The following is a 20,450-nucleotide window of genomic DNA, read 5'->3' on the forward strand; positions in this document are numbered from 1 at the left end:
GGCTACTACCAATAGCGGCGGCTATCGTCACGTGGCGGTTCGTCGATCGCAGTGTCGCCGCCATAGCGTCCGTTGCAGTGTGTCTCGGTTTCGCAGCAATGGCGTATTCGATTGCCCAGCATTGCCGGGTGTCGCGACTGATCCGGCATTTGCAGAATCTCGCCGGGACGTCTCCGACGGTCTCGCGTGGTGAAAGGCTGGCACAGAGCGTAGCGACCATCGCGGATCGACTGCAGGCTGTCGAGCATCGCACCAGTCATCGCCACGCGATTACCGGCTTGCCGACCCGCGAGCCGTTGATCGAGCGGGTGATGGCGGACGGGCGCGGCGTACTCGGTATCATCGGATTCATGGACTTCGATCGGCTGTGCGCGTTTGACCCGGCGCTGGGCGAACGCCTGCTGCTGACGATCGTCGACCGGCTGACGCGGATGTTGCCCGAAGAACGACTGATTGCGCATGTCGATCGCGCCAGCGTCGCGATCTGGTTCGGCCCGGATGTCGTCGAGGAAGCCGCGCAGACCGAACTGGATGTGCTGCGATACGCGCTGGGCGACGTGGTGATCGACGGCGACCGGGAAATCCTGCCCGAAATTCGCGTGCGCCAGGCCAGGATGCCGGCCGAGGGTGTGAACGCGCAGGCGATGTTGTCCCGCACGTTGGCGTCACTGACAGTACAGCCCGGTGCCGTGGTCGCGGTCGCCAGCCCTGTCCTCGATCTCGCAGCCCTGGCCAGCGAGCGGTATGCCCTAGAACAGGACCTTCGCCAGGCGATCGCGCGCGGCGAACTGGAAATGCGATACCAGCCGTTGATCGACGCCGGGGAAGGTCGGGTGTCGGGCGCGGAGTCGCTGATCCGCTGGTTTCATCCCACCCTCGGGCAGGTCTCGCCGTCGCGGTTCGTGCCGGTGATGGAGGCGATGGGGCTGGCGCATGAAATCGGGATGTGGACCCTCAACGCCGCTGCGCGGGAGGCGCGGTCATGGCAGGCACAGGGCCTGGACGCCCTGCGGGTCGCGGTGAACGTGTCGGGGCATCAGCTCGACCGCGACGACATGGCGGCACTGGTCGCACGCACGCTTGCGCGGCATTCGCTGGGGGCGGCTGCGCTGGAGATCGAATTGACCGAGAGTGTCGCGATGAGCGACGGTACGCGCGCCACTCAGCTGTTCGACGCGTTGCGGGCGGCTGGCGTGCGGATCGCGATCGACGATTTCGGCACCGGCTATTCCAGCTTCAGCACGCTGCGCACGCTGGCGTTCGACAAGATCAAGATCGACCGCGAATTCGTGACGAACGTCGATACGCTGCGCGACAGCCAAGCGATCTGCCAGAGCATCGTCGCGCTGGGGCGCGGGCTCGGCATCCGCGTGCTCGCCGAAGGGGTCGAGCGACGCGCAGAATATGAGTGGCTGTTGCGTCACGGCTGCACGCATTTCCAGGGCTATTATTTCTCGCCACCGCTGAAGGGCGCGGAGTTCGTCGCGTTCGCACGCGATTCCGCCGGGCTCGCGAAGTTGCTGGCCATCGACCCGTACGCGATGCGGGACCGGATCACCGAAAGGCTTACCGCATGAGTTTCTCTCTTCGACAGGTCGCGCGGACCGGCGCGCTGGCGCTCGCGCTTGCGATTACCGCCTGTTCGCATGGGCCCAAGGCGGGACCGCAACCGGCGCCTGCGCCGCAGACGACGCCGGCGAGCGAGATCGACGCAATCCTGCTATTGCTCGATCAGGGCGATAGTGGCGCAGCGAAGAAGCGGATCAACGCCGCGTTGAAGCGCGATCCGATGAATCCTTCGGTCCAGGTGCTGCGCGACTCGATCGACCGCGATCCGAAGGATCTGCTGGGGCCGACGAATTTCACCTATACCACGCGGGACGGCGACACGATGTCGGGACTGGCGCAGCGGTTCCTGGGCAATCGTCTGAAGGCGTATCAGCTCGCACGCTATAACGACATCGCCAAGCCTGCTGATCTGGTGGCTGGCCGGACGCTCCGTATTCCAGGCGAGCCCCCGCGCATCGAGGCGCCCCGGCGATCCGAGCCGCGACCCGTGCCGGCCGCTCCCACCCGCATGAAGCCTGTCGCGCCCAAGCCGGCGCCGGCGACGAAGCCGACTGCACCCACGGTCAATCGGGTCGCCGCGCGTCAGGCGCGCGCGACGGGGCTGGCGGCGCTCAATTCGGGGAATGTCGTGCGCGCGGTCGGCCTCTTGCGCCGCGCCGCTGCGCTCGATCCCGGCAACCCGGTCATCGCGCGCGACCTGACGCGTGCCGAGCGCATCGCCGCCACCGTGAAGGCGCGCAAGTGATGGCCGAGATGCTGGGACGCTACCGGATCGACGGTCGGCTGGGCGAGGGCGCGATGGCGGACGTGTTCCGCGCGTTCGATCCGGGGATCGGGCGCACCGTGGCGATCAAGGTGCTAAAGCCGGAATATGGTCGCGACCCCGAACTGGGCGAGCGCTTCCTGCGCGAGGCGCGCGCCGCGGGCGCGCTGAACCATCCCAATATCGCGACCGTCTACGATGTGGGCGAGGCGGACGGTGTCGCCTATATCGCGATGGAGCTGATCGAGGGGCAGCCGCTCGACACGCTGCTGCTGGCGCAAGGGCGACTCCCGTATGAACGCGTCCTGGCGTTGGGTCAGCAACTCGCCTCGGCGCTCGACTATGCACACAGGGCGGGCGTCGTGCACCGCGACGTGAAGCCATCGAACATCCTGCTGTCGGCGGACGGCCGCACCGCCAAGCTGCTCGATTTCGGCGTCGCGCGGATCGGCGATATCGACGTGTCGGGCACCGAAGGACGCCTTGCGCGCACGCAGGTCGGCCAGATGATCGGAACGCCGCGCTATATGAGCCCGGAACAGGCGCTCGGCATCCCCGTCGACCAGCGGTCGGACCTCTTCTCGCTGGGCGTGGTGCTGTACGAGATGGTGACCGGCAAGGTTGCATTTCCCGGCATGGGGCTGGCGACGCTGGCCATCCAGATCGCGCAGGAGCGTGTCGAGCCGATCGCGCGCTCCGCCGCGGACTGCCCGCCGGGCCTGCGTTTTGTGATCGACAAGCTGCTGGCGAAGAAGCCCGAGCAGCGGTTCGCCGACGGCCATGCGGTGTACGAGGCGCTGACCCGCGAGATCGCGGCGACCGCCGAGGCAGCACCCGGCCGCCGTGGTCTGCCGCTGAAGATCAAGCTCCCGCTGGCGCTCGTCACAGTAACCGCGATCGCGCTGGTCGCGAGCGTCTCGTCGATCCTGGGGCGGCAGCAACGCACGCTTGAGCATATGGCGATCGTGTCGGGTCGCTCGATCGCGGCGTTCGTCACCGGCAACACCGCGGTGCTGGCGGCCGATAATGCGGGCCTCGCGCCCGAGCAGCAGGACTGGACCGCGCTGCAGGCCTTCGTCGCCTCGGCCTCGCGCGATCAGGAGATTCGCGACATGGTGGTCGCCGATACCGGCGGGATCGTCCGCGCGGCAGACGACGCGAAGCTGATCGGCACGCGCTATCGCCGCACCTTTGGCGAAGCGGCGATCGGCAGCGGCGCCGGCGTGACCGCGGCACCCGACCGGGGCAAGGGCGCAGGACTGCGGTTCGTCCGGCCGATCCGCTATGCCGGGGCCGAGTTCGGCACGGTCGACCTGGTGCTGCGCCGGACCGCGCTGGACGCCGCGATCGACAATGCGCGGATGCTGCTGACGGTGCTGTCGCTGGTGATCATGGGTGTGGTGCTGGTGATCGGCTATCTGAGCGGCGCTATGGTGGCCCGGCCGCTCGCCCGACTGCGCAAGGCGCTGGACGAGGCGGCGAAGTCCGATTTCGCCCTGCGCATATCGCATCGCCGCCGCGACGAATTCGGCGCCGCGTTCGACGCGTTCAATCGCGCCGCCGCCGCAGTCGAGCCGCATCTGGCGGGGACCGGCGCGCAGGCCGACATCGCGATGCGCGCTACCCGCGTCGTGCCGTCCGCTCGTCTGGCCGCCTGAGGATCCGTTCGATGTACATGCTCCAGCTTTTCGACCGAGACGACATGGTCCAGCCGCTCGATGCGCGGCTGATCCGCGAGGGTCTGCTCCGCATCGGTCGTGATACCGAGGCGGACTGGCCGATCGCCGACCCCGATTGCGCGCTGTCGCGGGCGCATTGTGAACTGCGCGTCGACGGCGATGGGCTGACACTGCGGGCGCTCGGCGCGAATGGCGTATTCGATGCCGATACCGGGCAACGGTTTCCCGATGCGGTCGACGTGGTGCTGCCGGTGCCGAGCGCGCTGAGGCTCGGCCGATTCAAGATGGTCGCGACGCAGGCCCCGCATGGCGACCTGGAAGTCGATGGCGCGCTGACCATGGTGCTGACGCCGCCGCTGGGATCGTCGGTGGAGGTGCCGAGCGACTGGGCCGATGCCGGTGAGGCGCGACCGCCGGGCGATGGGTCGTTGCTGGAGGCATTCTGCGAGGGCGCCGGGCTGGACTGTTCGCTGCTCTCCGAAGAGGAGCCGACCGAGATCATGCGGCGGGCTGGTGCGGTGTATCGGCAGATGGTGCTGGGGATCGGCGACCTGATGGCCGAGCGCGGCCATGCGCGCGGACGCTATCAATTGACGCGCACGACCATCAGCGGTGCGGACAATAATCCGTTCAAATGGGCGCCGACACAGCGGCTGGCGATCGACCTGCTGCTTGCGGGCTCCACCGGGTTCCTGTCGGGCCCGGCGGCGCTGAAGGCGTCGTTTCGTGACGTGAAGCGGCATCTGGTCGCCACGTTCGCAGGCCTGCAGGGGAGCCTGCGTGCGGCGATCGGCACGTTCGAGCCGGCATCTGTCGATGCGGCAATCGCGGACCGCGCGACGCTGCTGAAAAGTCGTGCGAGCCTGCAGATGGCAGAAGTCGCTGACCGTCATGCCGACCTGACACGGCAGATCGTGGCATCCGCACCCGGCTCGCTCGATCGCGCCTTCGCCCTCGCCTATGACGCCGCGGATTCGGCCATGGCCCGCGATCCCGCATGAAGATCGCCGGCCTGTTGCGACGCAAACCCCGAGGCGGTCCGTCGCTCGCTGAGGAAACCGTCTATGTGTCGCAAAACCGATCCCATGTCGGGCGGGTGCGCAGGGTCAACGAGGATCGGCTTCTCGATCGGGCAGACCGTGGGCTCTGGGCGGTCGTCGACGGCATGGGCGGCCATAGCGGCGGCGCCGCCGCCGCGGAAACGGTGGTCGATGTCTTGCAGGCACTGGCGGATGATCCGGCGCCGATCAACGCGGCAGCGGTGCGCGCCGCGGTGTCGCATGCCAATCGCGCGATCTACGATGTGCATGCGACCAGCGGCGCGACGATCGTGATCGCGCTGATCGAGGGCAGTGAGGCGACGATCTTCTGGGCGGGGGACAGTCGGGCCTATCTGATGCGCGGCGGCGGCGGCGGCGGGGCGGAGCAACTGACCCACGATCACAGCGTCGTGCAGGAGATGATCGACGCGGGTGTCCTGACGGAAGCCGCGGCGGACCGTCATCCGCAAGCCAATGTCGTCACGCGCGCGCTCGGCGTTGCGCCGGCCGTAGCGCTGGATAGCGTCACCACACTAGTCCAGCCGAACGATCGACTTCTGCTGTGCTCGGACGGCGTTTCGCGATCGCTCGATCCGCGCGATTTCGCGACGATGCCCGCGGCGATCGGGGACATGGCGGACCGCATTCTTGAAAACGCACTGCAACGTGATGGCAGTGACAATGCAACGCTCGTCGTGATCGCAGGGCTATCGGGGTGAGACCTGTGCGTTCACCCGTAGCGGAACGCACGACCGCTGCTCTGTTGCTATGCAGCGTCATGCAGAACCGTGTACTATCTGCTAGCCTGGTATAAGAATACTAACGTTCCATAACGCGCTGCCGTCGAACGGCCGGCACACATAAATGTTCGCCGATAACTCAAGCTCTGTCGATGACGGGAATTCAACGTGATGCAAGCCATTTGGTTTTTTCGCATCGGGAATGACCGGGCTGGCGGTTAGCGCGGCTGGCGGCGTCCCATGCTAAATGATAGCCAAGTGCTGGTGCCATTTAGGGGGCATCACATCCTCGCAAATGGCAGAGATGCCAAATCGCCGCCGCATAGATCCGGGCCGCGGCAAGCGCGATTCTTGGCAGGTTAGGCCGCGTTCGTGGTCTGTAGGGCAGGCATGCCCCATCTCCGTCAAATATTCACGCTTAAGCGCGTCAGGTTTAGTCATTGCGGTAGGCAGCCAGATCACGACTGTCGGCGTATCGGTCGGACTTGTGCAGCTTCGCATCTGTGTCATCTCGCTCCTATCGAGAATGTCCGCTTGAGGGAGGAGGCACCGGATAAGACCGCTATCGGGCGGCTGTGGAAGGGCCGCATCGTGACGTCCGGTGTCAGGGGTGGCCTAACTGGCGCCGCGACCTAAAAGAGCCCGATGGCTGGCCTGTTCAATCGTCTCTTACCGTCCAAACGCTGGACGCCGTCGCGGTATCGGGCGTTGCTGCGCGCGCGCGGGCCGCGATCGACGCAGTTCCGGACGCGGGGTGCGATCCTTGCGGGGGCGATCCTGATCGGGATCGTCGCGACGCTGTTTGCGGAGGCGGCCGATTGGGCGGGCGAGGTTTTCAGTGACTTTGCAAAGACCTGGCATTGGTTGCCGCTGGTCACGACGCCGCTGACGTTCATGGGGCTGGTCTGGCTGACCCGTCGCTATGCGCCGTTCGCGCGGGGATCCGGGATTCCCCAGGTGATCGCGGCGCAGGCCAATCCGAATGATGCGACCGGGACGCTGATCTCGATCCGGACGGTGGCGGCCAAGGCGGTGCTGACGATCGGCGCGGTACTGGGTGGCGCATCGGTCGGCCGGGAAGGGCCGACCGTCCAGCTGGCGGCGGCCGTCATGGGATTTACGCATCGTCTCGTCCGCGTGCCGTTGCGGGGCGGGGTTCTCATCGCCGGTGGTGCCGCAGGCGTCGCGGCGGCGTTCAACACGCCGCTCGCCGGGCTGCTGTTCGCGATCGAGGAACTCGCGTCCGCCTATGAGCAGAGGGTGACGCTGCTCGTCCTTGCCGCGATCGTGATCGCGGGGATGGTCGCGCAGTCGGTGCAGGGCGACTATATCTATTTCGGCGCGATCGGTGCGCATATGCCGCTGCTGTCCGCGCTGATCGTCGCGCCGGTCGCAGGGATCGCGGGTGGCATGACCGGCGGGCTGTTCTCGCGCATTCTCCTGGCGATGGCGGTCAGCCGCAATCGCGTGACGGGGTGGACGCGCGCGCATCCCGTCGCGTTCGCCGGGATCTGCGGGGGCATAGTCGCGGTGCTCGGCGTCGTGACCGGGCTGACATGGGGAACCGGCTATGCCCCGGCGCGCGCGATGATCGTCGGCGTGGATGCGCCGCTCTGGTTCGGGCCGGCCAAGCTGGTCGCCACCGCCGCGACGGCGATCGCGGGCCTGCCGGGTGGGATCTTCGCGCCGTCGCTCGCCGTCGGCGCTGGCGTCGGCAATCTGCTGCGCGAGATCTTCCCCGGCGAGCCCGCCAGCGCGATCGTGATCCTCGGCATGGTCGCCTATTTCGCGGGCGTCGTCCGCGCGCCGCTCACCGCGGTCATCATCCTGTCGGAGACGACCGCGAGCCGTGGCCTGATGCTGCCGATGTTCGCGACCGCGTTCATCGCCGATGCGGCCAGCCAGTGGGTATGCCGCGAGAAGCTGTACCATGGTCTATCGAAGACCTTCGCCATGACGGAGACGACCCGATCCACCTGAACCCTGCACAATTCGCAACGCTTCCCCGGGCGTGGATGGCCAAGGCCACCGAAGGCGTCGACCATGACGGCGTCCTGCGACAGATTGCCGAGGAAGCGGGATGGTCGGGACGCTACGCCTTCCTGATCGTCATTTCGGCCGCGATCTCGTTGCTCGGTCTGCTGATGCCCTCGGTCGCGGTGCTGATCGGCGCGATGCTGCTGTCGCCGCTGATGATGCCGATCATCGGCCTGGGCTTCGGCATCGCGACGCTCGACTTCCACGAAATACGCCGCGCGGCGACCGCATTGATGCTGGGGGCGGCCATCGCGGTGGCGCTGTCGGTCGTGCTGATCCTGCTCTCCCCGGTCCAGACGATCACGAGCGAGATCGCCGGGCGGACGCAGCCGACGCTGTTCGACCTGCTCGTCGCGCTACTGTCGGCAATCGCAGGGGGCTATGCGCTGATCCGCGGGCGCGGGGGTACGGTCGTCGGCGTGGCGATCGCCATCGCCCTGATGCCGCCGCTGGTGGTGGTCGGGTTCGGCATCGCGACGTGGAACTGGGTGGTGTTCTCGGGCGCGCTGTTGCTGTTCCTCACCAATGCCATCACCATCGCGCTGACCGCCGCACTCGTCGCGCGCTGTTACGGTTTCGGCAGCCACCTGTCGCCGCACCACACCGGGTGGCAACTCGTGCTGTTCGCGGTCGCGATCGGAGTCCTGTCCATTCCCCTTGGTGCCGGTCTGCGTCGCATTGCGTTCGAGGCGGTCGCCCAGCGGCAGGTACGCGATGCACTGGGCGAGGATTTTCCCCCGGGCGCGCGGTTGAGCCAGGTCGAGATCGACCATGGCGCGAACCCAGTCCGCGTTCGTGCGGTCATGCTGACGCCGCGGATCGAACCGGGGGCGGATCGCAAGCTCGCGGCGGACCTTCGCCAACGCCTGTCGCGGCCGGTCGATGTCCATGTCGACCAGGTCCGCATCTCGCCCGAGACCGGCGCGGTCGAGGCGGCGCAGATCGCGCGGGCGGGCAATGGCGATGCGCTGCGCGTCGCACGCGAGCGCGATCGGGCGATCGCGGACGTCGCGCTGATCGCCGGCATTCCCGTTTCATCGGTGCAGCTGGGTTCGGCGGCGCGAACGATCCGCGCGACGGCGGCGCCCCTGACGGGTCTCGGCATCGCGGGCTATCGCGATCTGGAACGTCGTGCGGACGCGGTGGTCGCCGATTGGCATGTCAGTCTCAATCCCCCGAACGACGTGGCCTTGCCGGACGTCGGTATCAAATCCGGCGTCATCGACGATCAGGCGCTCGGCGACGCAGCCTGGGTATCCGCCCGGTTCGCGCGGGCGATCGACGTGCTGGGCGGGACCCTGCGTCAGCGCACAGCGATAGCACAGGGTATCGTCGCGCGAGGGGGCAGGGCAGCCCCCGGGCGTGCGGGCGGTCGCCTGCGCCTGATATGGTCGGTCGACACCGACCCGTCTCCGGCGGAAACAGGCGAGCGCGGGGCATAGCCGCTCCGGCTGGAAAGATTGCACGGATGTAATGTTCAAAACAGGCTGCGCCCATCATCCGGGTCCAGAAAGAAGCATCTGCTTCAAACTGAACAAGGACATGGATCGTGATATTCAAGCGTCGCCTGACTGTACGTCCAATGATCGCTGCCGTCACGCTTGGCACAACCGCGCTCGTCGGTGTCGCGGGCGGCGCGATTGCTGCGGACGATGGTCGCGTGAATATCGCCGACCGGTTCATTGCATCCGGTCCTGCTGCCGTCGCGTCGACGGGTGTGCACGCCTCTTTGTCGGATATGGTCGAGGCCGTAGGACCGAGCGTCGTTCAGATCCAGGTCAAGCCCGCGGCTCTTCAGGCGTTGCAATTCGAACCGACACAGTTCGGCTCAGACGATAGCGAACTGGCGGATCGTCTGGGGCAGCTGTTCGGCTTTGGCATGCAGGATCGCCGAGGGCAATTCGAAGCGCCGCAGCAGCAGCAAGGCCCGCAGCGCGGATCGCTCGGCTCGGGGTTCATCGTCGATGCCTCCGGGATCGTCATCACGAACAACCATGTCGTCAACGGCGCCGACCGCGTCACCGTCCAGATGTCGGACGGACGGGAGTTTTCCGGTCGCGTCCTGGGCCGCGATCCCAAGATTGATGTCGCCGTGGTGAAGATCGACGGGAAGGGCAAATTCACCCCGATCAAATGGGGTGACAGCGGTCATATCCGGGTAGGCGATAGCGTGTTTGCGGTCGGCAGTCCCTTCGGCCTCGGCAATACCGTGACGTCCGGCATCGTGTCTGCCCGCGGCCGTGAGATCGGGGCCGGGCCGTATGACGATTTCCTCCAGGTCGACGCTGCGATCAACAGCGGCAACTCGGGCGGGCCCTTGTTCGATGGTGCAGGCCGGGTGGTCGGCGTGAACACCGCCATCTTCTCGCCGACGGGCGGTAACGTGGGCATCGGCTTTGCGATACCCGCCGCAATGGCGCGCAAGGTCGCGCTTCAGATTGCGCAAAACGGCCACGTGTCGCGGGGGCGGATCGGCGTTTCCTTGCAGGACATGTCACCGGACATCGCGCGTGCGATGGGCTCGGACGTCACCAAGGGCGCGCTTATCGCCGAAGTCGAAGATGGCGGGGCCGCTGCCCGATCCGGCCTGCAGCGCGGCGACGTCGTTCGACGCTTCGGATCCAGGCCGGTAGATAACGGGCGCGACCTTGCCCGGGCCGTAGCAGAGGCTCGGATCGGTTCGATCGTCCCGACGCAGGTGGTGCGTGACGGCCGTCAGGTCTCCCTGAACCTGCGCATCGCCAGCGAAACGTCGGGCCAGTCCTGAGCGTGTGGAACCGGGGGGCAATACACGCGTCCGCTTCCTGAACACCTGAAAAGGATTATCGCGCGCTTGAAGCTGCTCCTGATCGAAGACGATGCACAAACCGCTGAGTATGTCCGCCGCGGGCTGGTCGAACTCGGACACGCGTCGGATCATGCCGCCACCGGCATCGACGGTCTCACGGCCGCTATCGTCGGCAAATACGATGCGATCATTCTGGACCGGAACCTGCCCGGGCTCGACGGACTTTCGGTGCTGAAGTCGCTGCGCGCAAAGGGTGACCAGACGCCGGTGCTGCTTCTGTCCGCGCTGGGGCAGGTGGACGACAGGATCGCAGGGCTGCAGGCCGGCAGCGACGATTACCTCGCCAAGCCGTTTTCGTTCGGCGAACTCGTTGCCCGTCTGGAGGCGATCGTGCGGCGGCGCAGCGATACGCACGCCACGCAAGGTACCAGGCAGACGGGCTCGTTGACGCTCGACCTGCTCGGCCGCACGGCCATGCGCAACGGCAGACGTATCGAACTGCTCAACAAGGAGTATCAGCTGCTCGACTATCTGACCCGCCATGCCGGGCAGGTGGTGACGCGTACGATGCTGATCGAGGCGATCTGGGATTATAACTTCGATCCGGGGACGAATGTCGTCGATGTCCATGTCAGTCGTCTGCGTGCCAAGATCGACGGTCCGGAGGATGTCCCGATGATCAGAACGGTGCGCGGCTCCGGCTATCGACTGGATGCTGTCTGATGATGCGCTTGCCCTCAACGGCCGCATTGCGCGGCGCGCTCTGGATCACGCTGATCGCACTCATCGCAACGGGGATCGCCCTGAGCGTTCAATATGTCCAGACGATACGCCTGCTCGACGCGCGTGCCCAGGCGGCAGTCGACGACGAGACGGCAGGCCTGATCGAGCGTTATCAGAGTGAGGGGCCATTTGCCGTCGCGCAGTCGGTGTCGCGTGCGGTCGGGCGCCCGCGCGTCACCGACTTCATCTATTTGATGACGGACGCGTCGGGACAGCCGGTTGCGGGCAATCTTGCCAAATGGCCTGACGAGATCGACCGCACGGGGTATCGTACCTTTGAAACCCAGGTTGCGACGACACGCGGCAGGGTGTTCGAACGACAGGTCGCCGCGCGCACGGTGCTTCTTGGTAACGACTATCGACTACTGGTCGGCAGCCTCTCGGACGATCGCCGCCTGCTGCACGACCGCTATGTGTCGGCACTAGCCTGGTCACTGACCGCCACCGGAGTGATCGGCCTGCTTTTCGGCTTCTGGTACAGCCGGCGCGGGCTTGCCTTTATCGATGCCGCCAGCACCGCCGGCGATCGTTTCCGGGCGGGACATCTTGACGAGCGCTTGCCCGTGACGGGGCGCGGCGACGAATATGACCGGCTTGCAGCGACGCTGAACCATGGCTTCGCGGAGATCGAACGCCTGGTGGATTCGCTGCGAACCGCGACGGATGCGCTTGCTCATGACCTGAAGACGCCGCTGACGCGGATCCGGTCTCGGCTCGAGCTTGCAGCACTGGGCGGGGGGCATGGTGACGCGACATCGGATATGCGCAGCGATCTCGACGCCCTACTTCGCACGATCGACGATACGCTAAGACTGGCCCGTGCCGAGACGACGATGGCCAGCGAGTTCGGTCCTGTCGATCTGGCCGCAATCGTCATCGAGGCCGTGGAGCTTTTCGAGCCCGTGGCAGACGATCGTGGACTGGATCTGACGGTCGAAACGACGCCGGTGACCATAAGGGGCGTTCGTTCGCTATTGGGGCAGATCGTCGCCAATCTGCTCGACAACGCGATCAAATATGCGCCGCCCGGCGGGTCGATCCGCGTGACGCTTGGGCATGAGGTCGATGGGTTCACGCTCGTCGTGGCAGATACGGGACCGGGTATACCGGTTGACCAGCGCGAGCATGTCATGACGCGCTTCGTTCGGCTCGACACGAGCCGGCATTCCGAAGGTTCTGGCCTTGGTCTCAGCATCGCACAGGTCGCGGCCCGCGTTCATGGCGCATCGCTGACATTAACCGACAACGCGCCGGGTCTTCGTGCGGCTGTACACTTCTCGAGGACACAGGAAATCGTTAGTTGAGACGCCGTCAAACATGACAGCTTCATGAACTTATCGCGAGCCAGGACCCAAAACATCTGAGTGATGTTGGTGGCTCAAGGTCGGCGCCGGGTCGTCCTCATGATAGGGGGCTCCCTGGTGGATCAAACCGCTTTCCTGATCGGCTTCAGCGTGATGTCGGTCGCGTCGCTGGCCATATATGCTACGGGTAAGAAGACGCAGCCGTCGGGCCATCATACGCTCCTGCACGCCAGCGTGCCGTTCATCGCGGCGACCGCGTATCTCGCAATGGCCTTTGGCATCGGCACGCTTATCAACAGCGACGGTTCGCTGACATATTTGGCACGCTACGTTGATTGGTCGGTGACGACGCCGATCCTGTTGTCGGGTCTCGTGCTGCTGGCTTTTCACGAGCATGGGAAGACGGGTGAGGTTGGTGGGTATCTGACCTCGGTCATCGTGCTCGATGTCCTGATGGTCGTCACGGGGCTGATATCGTCGCTTGCCGCACCATCGATGGCGAAATGGATCTGGTACGGATGGTCCTGCGTCGCGTTTCTGGGCGTCCTGTATCTTCTATGGGGTCCGCTGCGATCACTGGCGCTCAGCCGTGGTGATGCCTTGGGAATGGCCTATGGCAAGAACCTCACCTTCCTGACCGTCATCTGGTTCCTCTATCCGATCGTCTTCCTGATCGGACCGGAAGGCCTCAAACTGATCACCGATCCTGCGTCGGTCTGGGCTTTCCTCGTAATGGATGTGATCGCCAAGGTCGTCTACGCATTCTACGCGGCAGCCACCCTCGACAAGGCGTTGGCGTACGATCACGGCGAACGCGGCCACCGGGCATGACACGGCGCGCCCCGGCTCTTGGCTGGGGCTTCCTTCTGGCGGGGGCTTTGGTCGCCTCGTTTTGCGTGCTCACCGTACAGCTCGCGTTCGCAGCCCTTGCTGTCGGGGTCGTCGGCATGGCGCACGGTGCCAGTGATCTCGCTATCGTCGAGCATCGGCGGCGCCCGGCATTCCTGATGCTGTACGCATCTGCACTACTTGTCTGTCTTATGTGGTGGATCGTCGATCCTGCGATCGCACTCCCTGCATTCCTGCTGGCGTCGGCAGTCCATTTCGGCCTTGAGGATGCCCCCGCGAGCAGGCCGTTCGAAAGGATTGCCCGCGGTATAAGCCTGGTCGCCACGCCTGCGACGCTGCATGCGGCAAGCCTCACCCGCATTCTCGATCTTGCCGGAGTTCGAGAGTCTGGTGCGCCGGCCATGGTCAGCATTTTGGCAGTTGCGGGTGGCGTAGCAGCCGCCTGCCTGGTGATCATCGGCGCGGCGCGCCATGATCGACGTCTTCTGGTCGGAACGACCGCGCTTCTCATTCTGCCCCCGCTCGTCGGGTTCTCGGTCGGGTTTCTGGTGCTGCACGCCGTGCCGCAGACGAAAGAGCGTCGAGATCGGTTGCGGTGCGTGACGACCATTGCGTATCTCCGCGCCACGGGCCCGATCCTCGTCCTGGCTGTGTTGCTGGTCGGAATCATGGGCGGAGTGCTGCTGCGGTGGGACCCCTCGGGCGTGCGGTCACTCTTTGCCGGCGTCGCGGCACTGGCGATGCCGCATCTGCTGGTGACGCCCTATTTCGACAGGGTTACGCAGCGATCCGGGTTGATGGGGCTGCCACGTGCCCACAGGGACGTGATGCGTGCTCATGTCCTTGAATGACGTCAGGTTGTCGGCAGAGGCTATGGGTGTAGTCGAACCAGATGGCAGCATACCGCCTGATCGTGGCTCAAGCGGGCCAGTGCCTGTGATAGGCTTCGTTGAATGCCGTCAGGTCGTCGGGATCTTCCATGGTCGTCGCCACCCGCTTCGCGTGGCGGTTGGCCCAGTGCTCGATCTCCCGACGCGCAGCCGGCAGGCTTGCGTGCATCGCCGCAAGCGTAGCCGTCAGGCGCAACGACACCTCGACCTCTGCAATCCCTTCGCGCAGGATCGGGCCGAAGGCATCACCGAGCATATCCCCCATGGTTGGCTGGCCGATGTGAACCCGTGGGGAGTCCGGCTCCTTATCGACACGCGCCGCGCCGGGGCTCAGCGTCAGGAACACGCGAAGTAGGGCATTGAGAACCTCGATCCCCGTTCCTGGATCATTGGTCGCCGGTGCGAGGGCCCGGCTGGCAATTTCGGACAGCGCGATCAGCCCCAGTCGAGGATCCTGGTCGAACGAGCGATGCCGTTCGATGGTGAACGTCTTGACCAGTTCGCTCCGGATGCCGTCGTCGATCTTTCCCGAGACCTGCAGAAGCGTACGAGCGGGATGCATCATCGCGCCAGGCAGCGCATCGACATACACCGTCAGGTCATTGCGGTCTGCGATCGTGCCAAGTGCGGTGATGTCGATATGCGTGACATATCCGGTCTGCACCGCGGTGACTGTGACGGCATCGGCAGGGATGGCGACAGCCGCACGGCCGCCAAGATGAGGGTGCGCAGCAAAATCCTGCATTGCCTGGGTCGCGGCCTCTTCTACGCGGTCGATCACATCGGCCATCCGTCCAAACGCCGTGATATGCCCGATCCAGCGCAGCAGCGTGCCGACCACCAGCAGGATGATCAGCACGGTCGCTGCGAACAGGATGATCCGGCCGTCATGGCCATAGGCGCTGGTGTTCAGGCCAACGATCCCGACCATCGAGAAGACGAAGGCGCCGAGGAAGGTCGACAACGCGTTCTGCGATGTCGGATCGCTGACCATCAGCTGGGTCGCACGCGGCGTCGCCAGCTGGGTCGCGGAGGAATAGGCACTGACCATTGCGGTCAACGAAAAGGTCGTGACCGCCAGCATGCTTGAGGCCATGATCTGAAGGATCGTGCCGACAGATTGCTGCCCGATATCGGCATCGAACGTGTACGGCAGATACGGCGTGACAAAAGCGGCGAGGATCGCCAGCGCGACGCTCAGCAGGCTGATGATCGCTGCCCGGAACCAGACCTGCCGGACGATCCGGCTCAAAATCCATGTCCATTGCGTCATTTAGCGCTCCTTGAGCGGGCTGGTAGCCGAATAGTCGCGACGACAACAGCCTGGCGATCCAGCGGCTCCGCTCGAACTCTCCGCAGATCATCTGTGCGAAGCAAATCAAGCCGCGCGTTGATCACATTCAGCGGCTGGCGCCGGGAAGATCTTACCTCGTGACGGGGCGCTGGAGCGTGACCTCCTACTCAGCGCAGCTGTGTCGGATCGATCACGACGTGACGGATTTTGGTACGGTTATGCGTGTAGGTGACGTGGACCAGCCCATCGCGCGTCTGGATTACCGCCGGATAGGCATAGCCGTCGGGTCGCGGCTTGCTCTCGAGTGTCAGAGCGTTGCGCCACCGCACGCCGTCGTCGGACAAACCGATGTTGAGCGGCCAGCGTGCGCCATCGCCCGGCCGCTCGGGTAGATGCGCGCTGTGATTGTAGACGATCAACTGGCGCCCATCGCGCAGTGTCACCGCATCGGTACCCGCATTGGGATTGGGCAGGTCGATCGCCGCGATTGGCGACCAGTGGCGCCCGGCGTCGCGTGACCAGCTCATCGCAAGCGCACCCTGCCGCGTCCGCGCCACCAGCTCCAGTCGACCATCGCGGTGAAACAGGATGCTCGGCTGGATCGCCTCGATGTGCATCGGTGAGGCCACCGCGTCGCCGACCTGCCAGCTTCGCCCGCGATCGGTGCTCCGCTCGATCCGGATCGACCAGATATTGGCCTCTGCGCTGCCTTCCTCGCGGCTCGACGGCGACACCCAGCTGCCGTCCGGCGCAACGACGGGCTTGTTCTTGATCGGTCCCAACACGCCATCCGGCAGGCGCTGCGGCTGGCTCCAATGTCGTCCGCCATCCGTGGAGCGGATGACCATGCCCCACCACGCCCGCGGATTCGGCCCGACCTTGTAGAAGAGATGCAGGGCACCGTCCGCAGGCTGAAACAGCACCGGGTTCCAGGTCGGAAATCGCTGACCGTCCGCGGACACTCCATCAGCGACCGCAACCGGGGTCTCCCATCGCGTCGCGCCGCGTCGTGCGAACCAGATACGGACGTCAGGCTGGCTTTCGCCGGAACCGCCGAACCAGGCTGCGGCCAGCGTCCGGTCAGGCAGTTCGACGATCGTCGAGGCATGCGCCTGCGGGTAGGGCGCATCGGTATATATGAATTCCGACGATATGATCGGCGACCGAAGCGGGGCCGCAGCAGCCGACGGGGCATGGCCGAACCGGGCTTGCGCCGCGGCGCTGACCGCGAGTGCGATTGCCGCGACCTTCACCATCTGCGCCAGAAATGCCCTGAACTTCATCGCTGTACCCCAACAACGTTGCGGGTACGCGCAGACCCGTGTTGCGCGAGCCGGATAGCATGGGGTTTCCAACCGAGCCAATGGCGGCTGATGTGCGCGATGGTCCGTGTTCGTGGTCTGCCTGACCGTTCGATTTGGGAGCGCACCGCCCGCGCCATAGTCTAGAAGCGGCGTGGTTCGTGTCCGATCAGGTCGCACGTGCCCCGAAAGCCATAATCACTCATGCCCGTGACCGTGATGCGGCCGCTGCGCCGATCGATCACGAGCCGTGGCTTGTTCAAGCCGTTCAGGCGGTAACTCGCGCGGACCGTATCTGGGCTGACCGACACGTCGGACAAATCCCACCATCCCTGATTGCCACGGGAATTGATCGGCGGGATCAGCGACTTGGGTAGCCGGATACGTCCACCACCTGCCCAGGTCTGTACCATGAGCGAGGCGTCGAAGACCTCCTTCCTGGTTTCGGTGTACGTGCCGGACTCATAGCGGTCACGATCACGGTTCCAGTTCCAGGTCGTCCCGCTCGCAAAGCCGGTTTTCGATCCGTCCCCAAAACACACGAGCCCGAGTTCGACGTTTCTGCCGTCAACAACAGGTCCTCCCGAAGGATATCGATCCTGACCGCCGCCGGGGCCCGCTGGCGCGCGTCCATAGGCCAGATCGGGGTCATAGTCGGGACGCGGTCGTGGCGCAGCCTGACCACCATGGCCAAGGTCGGGGCGGAGGTTCGCGGGCTTCCTGCAATCGGGGGAGGTGGTCGGCTGGATGGAATTGTAGCGGCCTTCCATCGTCGCAATGCTCACGCACTGGCGGCGATCGGCGTTCCACCAATAGGTATAGACGCGATCGTCGCCTTGCTCACCCCGGATGTTGACGTAGCCGCGTCGTTGCAATTCCATCTCGGCCTGACCTGCACGGGCGCCTACCATGTCCTCGAGACCCGTGGATTGCGCGTGGGCAATCGTGGGAAATGCCAAGCCCATGACAAGGGCGGTCATAGTCGTGGACAGGCCAGACGGACAACGCATCGCGATTCTCCCGCTCGTTCGAAATCACCTCATCATCAGTTGAACGATTGTATAAAAAGAAGGCGACGGCGTCGATCGCTGTCAACGGCGTTCGGCCACCGAATGCCCCTGGGAATTGGAGGGCGAGAATGCTCGCTTCGGCCGAAGAGCCGTTTGGTCGGTGCTGGTCTTCATTACATACGGCAGGACCCGCAATAGTGCGTCTTCGGCAAGCACTAGGGGGCGGAGTCTAGCACAGGGCAGGCCGTTGCGATCGACGCCCGGATCGAACATGATGCAGCATGGACTTCATGAAGTGGCTCAATTCGCTCGACGAACTTCTGTACGAAGTGATGAGCTGGGTGGTCTTCTTCCCCCTTACGCTTTGGCAGGCGCTCTTTCGACCGATCCGTACGATGGAGGAGATCGAGCGCGAAGCCGCGCTGCCCGACGATGAACGCTACGCGTCGATACTCAGTCCGCCCCTTTTTCTGGCTCTCACGCTGTTGCTGGGGCACAGCGTCGCTACGGCGTTGGGCCAGACCGACGAAATCATCGCCAATCATCATGGTCTGGCCGACCTGGTCAACGACAATGCCAGCGCCCTGGTCCTCCGCGTTGTCGTTTTCGCGGGTTTCCCACTATTCCTCGCAGCCCGCATGGTGCGCCAACGCAGGATCAAGCTCGATCGCAATTCCCTGCAGCAGCCATTTTATGCGCAATGTTATCCGGCGGCCGTCTTTGCGCTGGGTCTGAGTGTCGGCAGCAGTTTCGGGATGGACCATCATCAAACGACGCGCATGATTGGACATTGGCTCGTCGGATCGAGCATCCTGAACTTCTGGATCGTCGAAACGCGGTGGTTCGCGCAGGTGTTGGGGATCAGCCTGGTGCGCGCGACCTGGAACGTCTTTGTCGGGCTGCTGGAAGGCGCGACATTTCTTTTCGCCGTGGGCTTTTTGTTCACCCGCTAGCGCGGACTTTGCGATCACGGGAGAACCGCCCGCCCCACGCTTGCCAGGCGGTCCTCTAAGACCTGCGAAAGCATGATCACAGAAATGGCGGTTACAGCGCACCTCCCTCGGCCAGCGTCTGGAGCTGATCGGCCATCGCGCCCCAGCCGGCTTCGAAGCCCATCGACCGGTGGCGCTCCCACGCTTCGTCGGTCCAATGACGTGCCGCGGCGGTAAAACGCGTGCCGTCCCCGTCTTGCGCGATCTCGAACAGGCCGACCATGAACGGCCCACTGGGCTGCCAACCCGCTGTAAAAGCATCGGTGAATACGAAGCGGCGGTTAGGCTCATAGTCGAGGACTACGCCCTCATTAAGGATCTCCTCACCGTCGGGGCCATGCATGACCACCAGGCTACGGCCTCCGGGGCGCCATTCGATCTCGCGTGCTTCGGCGCGCCACGGTCGCGGACAGAACCACTCCTCGAAGCGATCGACCATTGTCCGCCAGACATCCTCCACGGGGGCAGCGATGCGGCGCTCGACGCTGAGTTCACGGATATTGCTCATCGTTTCTCTCCTCGGCACAAGAGGGTCACGTAGCGCTTCAGGTGCCGCACGCTCTCGCGCGCCGCTTGCGGATCACCAGTTGCCTTGGCGACGACGAAACCGCCTTGGAGCACCACTTGAAAGTGGAGCGCGAGGCTCGCTGCATCGACGTCGGCAACGCCGTGATCAGCCAGCGCTTCGGCGACGTCGCCTTCGAGCGTGCGCGCATGGCCGACGATTGCCGCCTCAGTAGCGCGCGCAATCGCGGGGTGTGATTGATGCACCTCCTGCGCGAGCGTGCCAGCCAGACAGGTGAAGGCGTCAGTGCCGCCGTCGATCAGCGCCTCGCGCAGGTCAAGATAGCCCAACACGCGCGCTAGTGCCGCGGGTTCGCAATGATAGTCCGCATCGGCGAATAGCGGCGTTGTGATCGCCAGCCAGTGGCCGGCGGCGGCCACCCCCAGCGCTTCCTTGGATACGAAATGGTGGAAGAAGGCGCCCTTGGTGACCCCGGCAGCCCCACAAAGCTGGTCGACGCTGGTGGCCGCAAAGCCGTTGCGGCGGATGAGCGTCACGGCTGCGTCCAGCAGCTTGTCGCGAGCGCTATTGGAAGATCCTCGACTCGTCATAGTGCCGGCATACCAACCGGTCGGTATGTCGGCAAGGATCATTGAGACGGTGCTCGGAAGCGATCGTCGCAAAGGTCGGGATTGAAAGTCGGTGCCCCTATCGAATGGTAGGAGCTGAGGGGGGCGAACGCGTCGCGAATGTCCGGGCCCGGGTCCATGCACCAAGCCGTCGGGACCAGTACACAGGTCGTACGATTTCGACCGGGATTGCCTCAAACGCTATTCAGCGCGGGTCGCTCTGCCGTCGGGGCCAAGGGCACAAGCAGCCACCCTTATAACTGCGATAACGGCGGCT

General features: G+C 65.0%; 18 protein-coding genes. 13 read left to right on the forward strand and 5 right to left on the reverse strand.

Annotated features, from left to right (window positions below):
* Window positions 1-98: 98 nt before the first annotated feature.
* From NEF64_RS04365 to NEF64_RS04420, 12 genes are all read left to right on the forward strand, one after another.
* A complete protein-coding gene (locus NEF64_RS04365; RefSeq protein ID WP_056407304.1) occupies window positions 99-1,577 on the forward strand; it encodes a putative bifunctional diguanylate cyclase/phosphodiesterase in 1,479 nt (492 codons plus the stop codon).
* Complete coding sequence (locus tag NEF64_RS04370) at window positions 1,574-2,314, forward strand: LysM peptidoglycan-binding domain-containing protein (RefSeq protein WP_056407306.1); 741 nt, start codon at window positions 1,574-1,576, stop codon at window positions 2,312-2,314. The genes NEF64_RS04365 and NEF64_RS04370 overlap by 4 nt, the downstream gene beginning before the upstream one ends.
* Complete coding sequence (locus tag NEF64_RS04375; protein ID WP_235516419.1) at window positions 2,314-3,990, forward strand: serine/threonine-protein kinase; 1,677 nt, start codon at window positions 2,314-2,316, stop codon at window positions 3,988-3,990. The genes NEF64_RS04370 and NEF64_RS04375 overlap by 1 nt, the downstream gene beginning before the upstream one ends.
* Before the next feature lie 17 nt (window positions 3,991-4,007).
* Window positions 4,008-5,012, forward strand: coding sequence for a type VI secretion system-associated FHA domain protein (locus tag NEF64_RS04380; RefSeq protein ID WP_252574654.1), 1,005 nt, complete (start codon window positions 4,008-4,010; stop codon window positions 5,010-5,012).
* Window positions 5,009-5,770: a PP2C family protein-serine/threonine phosphatase gene (locus NEF64_RS04385; RefSeq protein WP_082446932.1), complete on the forward strand. Its 762-nt coding sequence runs from the start codon at window positions 5,009-5,011 to the stop codon at window positions 5,768-5,770. The genes NEF64_RS04380 and NEF64_RS04385 overlap by 4 nt, the downstream gene beginning before the upstream one ends.
* 666 nt (window positions 5,771-6,436) lie before the next feature.
* The gene (locus NEF64_RS04390; RefSeq protein WP_056407309.1) at window positions 6,437-7,771 is read left to right on the forward strand and encodes a chloride channel protein; all 1,335 of its coding nucleotides are present in this window, start codon (window positions 6,437-6,439) and stop codon (window positions 7,769-7,771) included.
* A 35-nt stretch (window positions 7,772-7,806) separates the two neighbouring features.
* Window positions 7,807-9,270 carry a DUF389 domain-containing protein gene (locus tag NEF64_RS04395; protein WP_056407312.1) on the forward strand — a complete coding sequence of 488 codons (1,464 nt, stop codon included), beginning with the start codon at window positions 7,807-7,809 and terminating at the stop codon, window positions 9,268-9,270.
* Window positions 9,271-9,410: 140 nt separating this feature from the next.
* Window positions 9,411-10,595, forward strand: coding sequence for a trypsin-like peptidase domain-containing protein (locus tag NEF64_RS04400; RefSeq protein ID WP_056407314.1), 1,185 nt, complete (start codon window positions 9,411-9,413; stop codon window positions 10,593-10,595).
* Window positions 10,596-10,661: 66 nt separating this feature from the next.
* Window positions 10,662-11,339, forward strand: a complete 678-nt coding sequence (locus tag NEF64_RS04405) for a winged helix-turn-helix domain-containing protein (RefSeq protein ID WP_031438913.1) — start codon at window positions 10,662-10,664, stop codon at window positions 11,337-11,339.
* Window positions 11,339-12,703, forward strand: coding sequence for a sensor histidine kinase (locus NEF64_RS04410; RefSeq protein WP_056407317.1), 1,365 nt, complete (start codon window positions 11,339-11,341; stop codon window positions 12,701-12,703). Before NEF64_RS04405 ends, NEF64_RS04410 begins: the two co-directional genes overlap by 1 nt.
* Before the next feature lie 63 nt (window positions 12,704-12,766).
* Window positions 12,767-13,534: a bacteriorhodopsin gene (locus NEF64_RS04415; protein WP_235516430.1), complete on the forward strand. Its 768-nt coding sequence runs from the start codon at window positions 12,767-12,769 to the stop codon at window positions 13,532-13,534.
* Window positions 13,531-14,403 carry a Brp/Blh family beta-carotene 15,15'-dioxygenase gene (locus tag NEF64_RS04420; RefSeq protein WP_082446933.1) on the forward strand — a complete coding sequence of 291 codons (873 nt, stop codon included), beginning with the start codon at window positions 13,531-13,533 and terminating at the stop codon, window positions 14,401-14,403. The genes NEF64_RS04415 and NEF64_RS04420 overlap by 4 nt, the downstream gene beginning before the upstream one ends.
* Before the next feature lie 67 nt (window positions 14,404-14,470).
* Here NEF64_RS04420 and NEF64_RS04425 read toward each other — a convergent pair whose 3' ends face one another.
* The 3 genes from NEF64_RS04425 to NEF64_RS04435 form a co-directional block, all read right to left on the reverse strand.
* A complete protein-coding gene (locus NEF64_RS04425) occupies window positions 14,471-15,715 on the reverse strand; it encodes a DUF2254 domain-containing protein (RefSeq protein WP_056407321.1) in 1,245 nt (414 codons plus the stop codon).
* Window positions 15,716-15,903: 188 nt separating this feature from the next.
* Window positions 15,904-17,019 carry a sialidase family protein gene (locus NEF64_RS04430; RefSeq protein ID WP_235516420.1) on the reverse strand — a complete coding sequence of 372 codons (1,116 nt, stop codon included), beginning with the start codon at window positions 17,017-17,019 and terminating at the stop codon, window positions 15,904-15,906.
* 161 nt (window positions 17,020-17,180) lie between these two features.
* Window positions 17,181-18,017, reverse strand: coding sequence for a hypothetical protein (locus tag NEF64_RS04435; RefSeq protein ID WP_031393622.1), 837 nt, complete (start codon window positions 18,015-18,017; stop codon window positions 17,181-17,183).
* Between the two features lie 311 nt (window positions 18,018-18,328).
* Between NEF64_RS04435 and NEF64_RS04440 the strand changes: the two genes are divergently transcribed.
* Window positions 18,329-19,000 (forward strand): hypothetical protein, encoded by a 672-nt coding sequence (locus NEF64_RS04440; protein WP_056407323.1) that lies wholly within the window; start codon window positions 18,329-18,331, stop codon window positions 18,998-19,000.
* Window positions 19,001-19,091: 91 nt separating this feature from the next.
* On the opposite strand, the gene NEF64_RS04445 is transcribed toward NEF64_RS04440, so the two are convergent.
* Together NEF64_RS04445 and NEF64_RS04450 are read right to left on the reverse strand one after the other, a co-directional pair.
* Window positions 19,092-19,547, reverse strand: coding sequence for an SRPBCC domain-containing protein (locus NEF64_RS04445; protein WP_031393620.1), 456 nt, complete (start codon window positions 19,545-19,547; stop codon window positions 19,092-19,094).
* Window positions 19,544-20,197 carry a TetR/AcrR family transcriptional regulator gene (locus NEF64_RS04450; protein WP_235516421.1) on the reverse strand — a complete coding sequence of 218 codons (654 nt, stop codon included), beginning with the start codon at window positions 20,195-20,197 and terminating at the stop codon, window positions 19,544-19,546. Before NEF64_RS04450 ends, NEF64_RS04445 begins: the two co-directional genes overlap by 4 nt.
* Window positions 20,198-20,450 lie beyond the last annotated feature (253 nt).

The sequence above is a fragment of the Sphingomonas aerolata genome, from assembly GCF_023935825.1.
GTDB lineage: Bacteria > Pseudomonadota > Alphaproteobacteria > Sphingomonadales > Sphingomonadaceae > Sphingomonas > Sphingomonas aerolata.

Bases quoted from the DNA above. Each gene is read 5' to 3' on its own strand.
- NEF64_RS04365 (WP_056407304.1), top strand. From the start codon at position 99: ATGGCGTATTCGATTGCCCAGCATTGCCGGGTGTCGCGACTGATCCGG.
- NEF64_RS04370 (WP_056407306.1), top strand. From the start codon at position 1,574: ATGAGTTTCTCTCTTCGACAGGTCGCGCGGACCGGCGCGCTGGCGCTC.
- NEF64_RS04375 (WP_235516419.1), top strand. From the start codon at position 2,314: ATGGCCGAGATGCTGGGACGCTACCGGATCGACGGTCGGCTGGGCGAG.
- NEF64_RS04380 (WP_252574654.1), top strand. From the start codon at position 4,008: ATGCTCCAGCTTTTCGACCGAGACGACATGGTCCAGCCGCTCGATGCG.
- NEF64_RS04385 (WP_082446932.1), top strand. From the start codon at position 5,009: ATGAAGATCGCCGGCCTGTTGCGACGCAAACCCCGAGGCGGTCCGTCG.
- NEF64_RS04390 (WP_056407309.1), top strand. From the start codon at position 6,437: ATGGCTGGCCTGTTCAATCGTCTCTTACCGTCCAAACGCTGGACGCCG.
- NEF64_RS04395 (WP_056407312.1), top strand. From the start codon at position 7,807: ATGGCCAAGGCCACCGAAGGCGTCGACCATGACGGCGTCCTGCGACAG.
- NEF64_RS04400 (WP_056407314.1), top strand. From the start codon at position 9,411: ATGATCGCTGCCGTCACGCTTGGCACAACCGCGCTCGTCGGTGTCGCG.
- NEF64_RS04410 (WP_056407317.1), top strand. From the start codon at position 11,339: ATGATGCGCTTGCCCTCAACGGCCGCATTGCGCGGCGCGCTCTGGATC.
- NEF64_RS04415 (WP_235516430.1), top strand. From the start codon at position 12,767: ATGTTGGTGGCTCAAGGTCGGCGCCGGGTCGTCCTCATGATAGGGGGC.
- NEF64_RS04420 (WP_082446933.1), top strand. From the start codon at position 13,531: ATGACACGGCGCGCCCCGGCTCTTGGCTGGGGCTTCCTTCTGGCGGGG.
- NEF64_RS04425 (WP_056407321.1), bottom strand. From the start codon at position 15,715: ATGACGCAATGGACATGGATTTTGAGCCGGATCGTCCGGCAGGTCTGG.
- NEF64_RS04430 (WP_235516420.1), bottom strand. From the start codon at position 17,019: ATGAAGTTCAGGGCATTTCTGGCGCAGATGGTGAAGGTCGCGGCAATC.
- NEF64_RS04435 (WP_031393622.1), bottom strand. From the start codon at position 18,017: ATGACCGCCCTTGTCATGGGCTTGGCATTTCCCACGATTGCCCACGCG.
- NEF64_RS04440 (WP_056407323.1), top strand. From the start codon at position 18,329: ATGGACTTCATGAAGTGGCTCAATTCGCTCGACGAACTTCTGTACGAA.
- NEF64_RS04445 (WP_031393620.1), bottom strand. From the start codon at position 19,547: ATGAGCAATATCCGTGAACTCAGCGTCGAGCGCCGCATCGCTGCCCCC.
- NEF64_RS04450 (WP_235516421.1), bottom strand. From the start codon at position 20,197: ATGATCCTTGCCGACATACCGACCGGTTGGTATGCCGGCACTATGACG.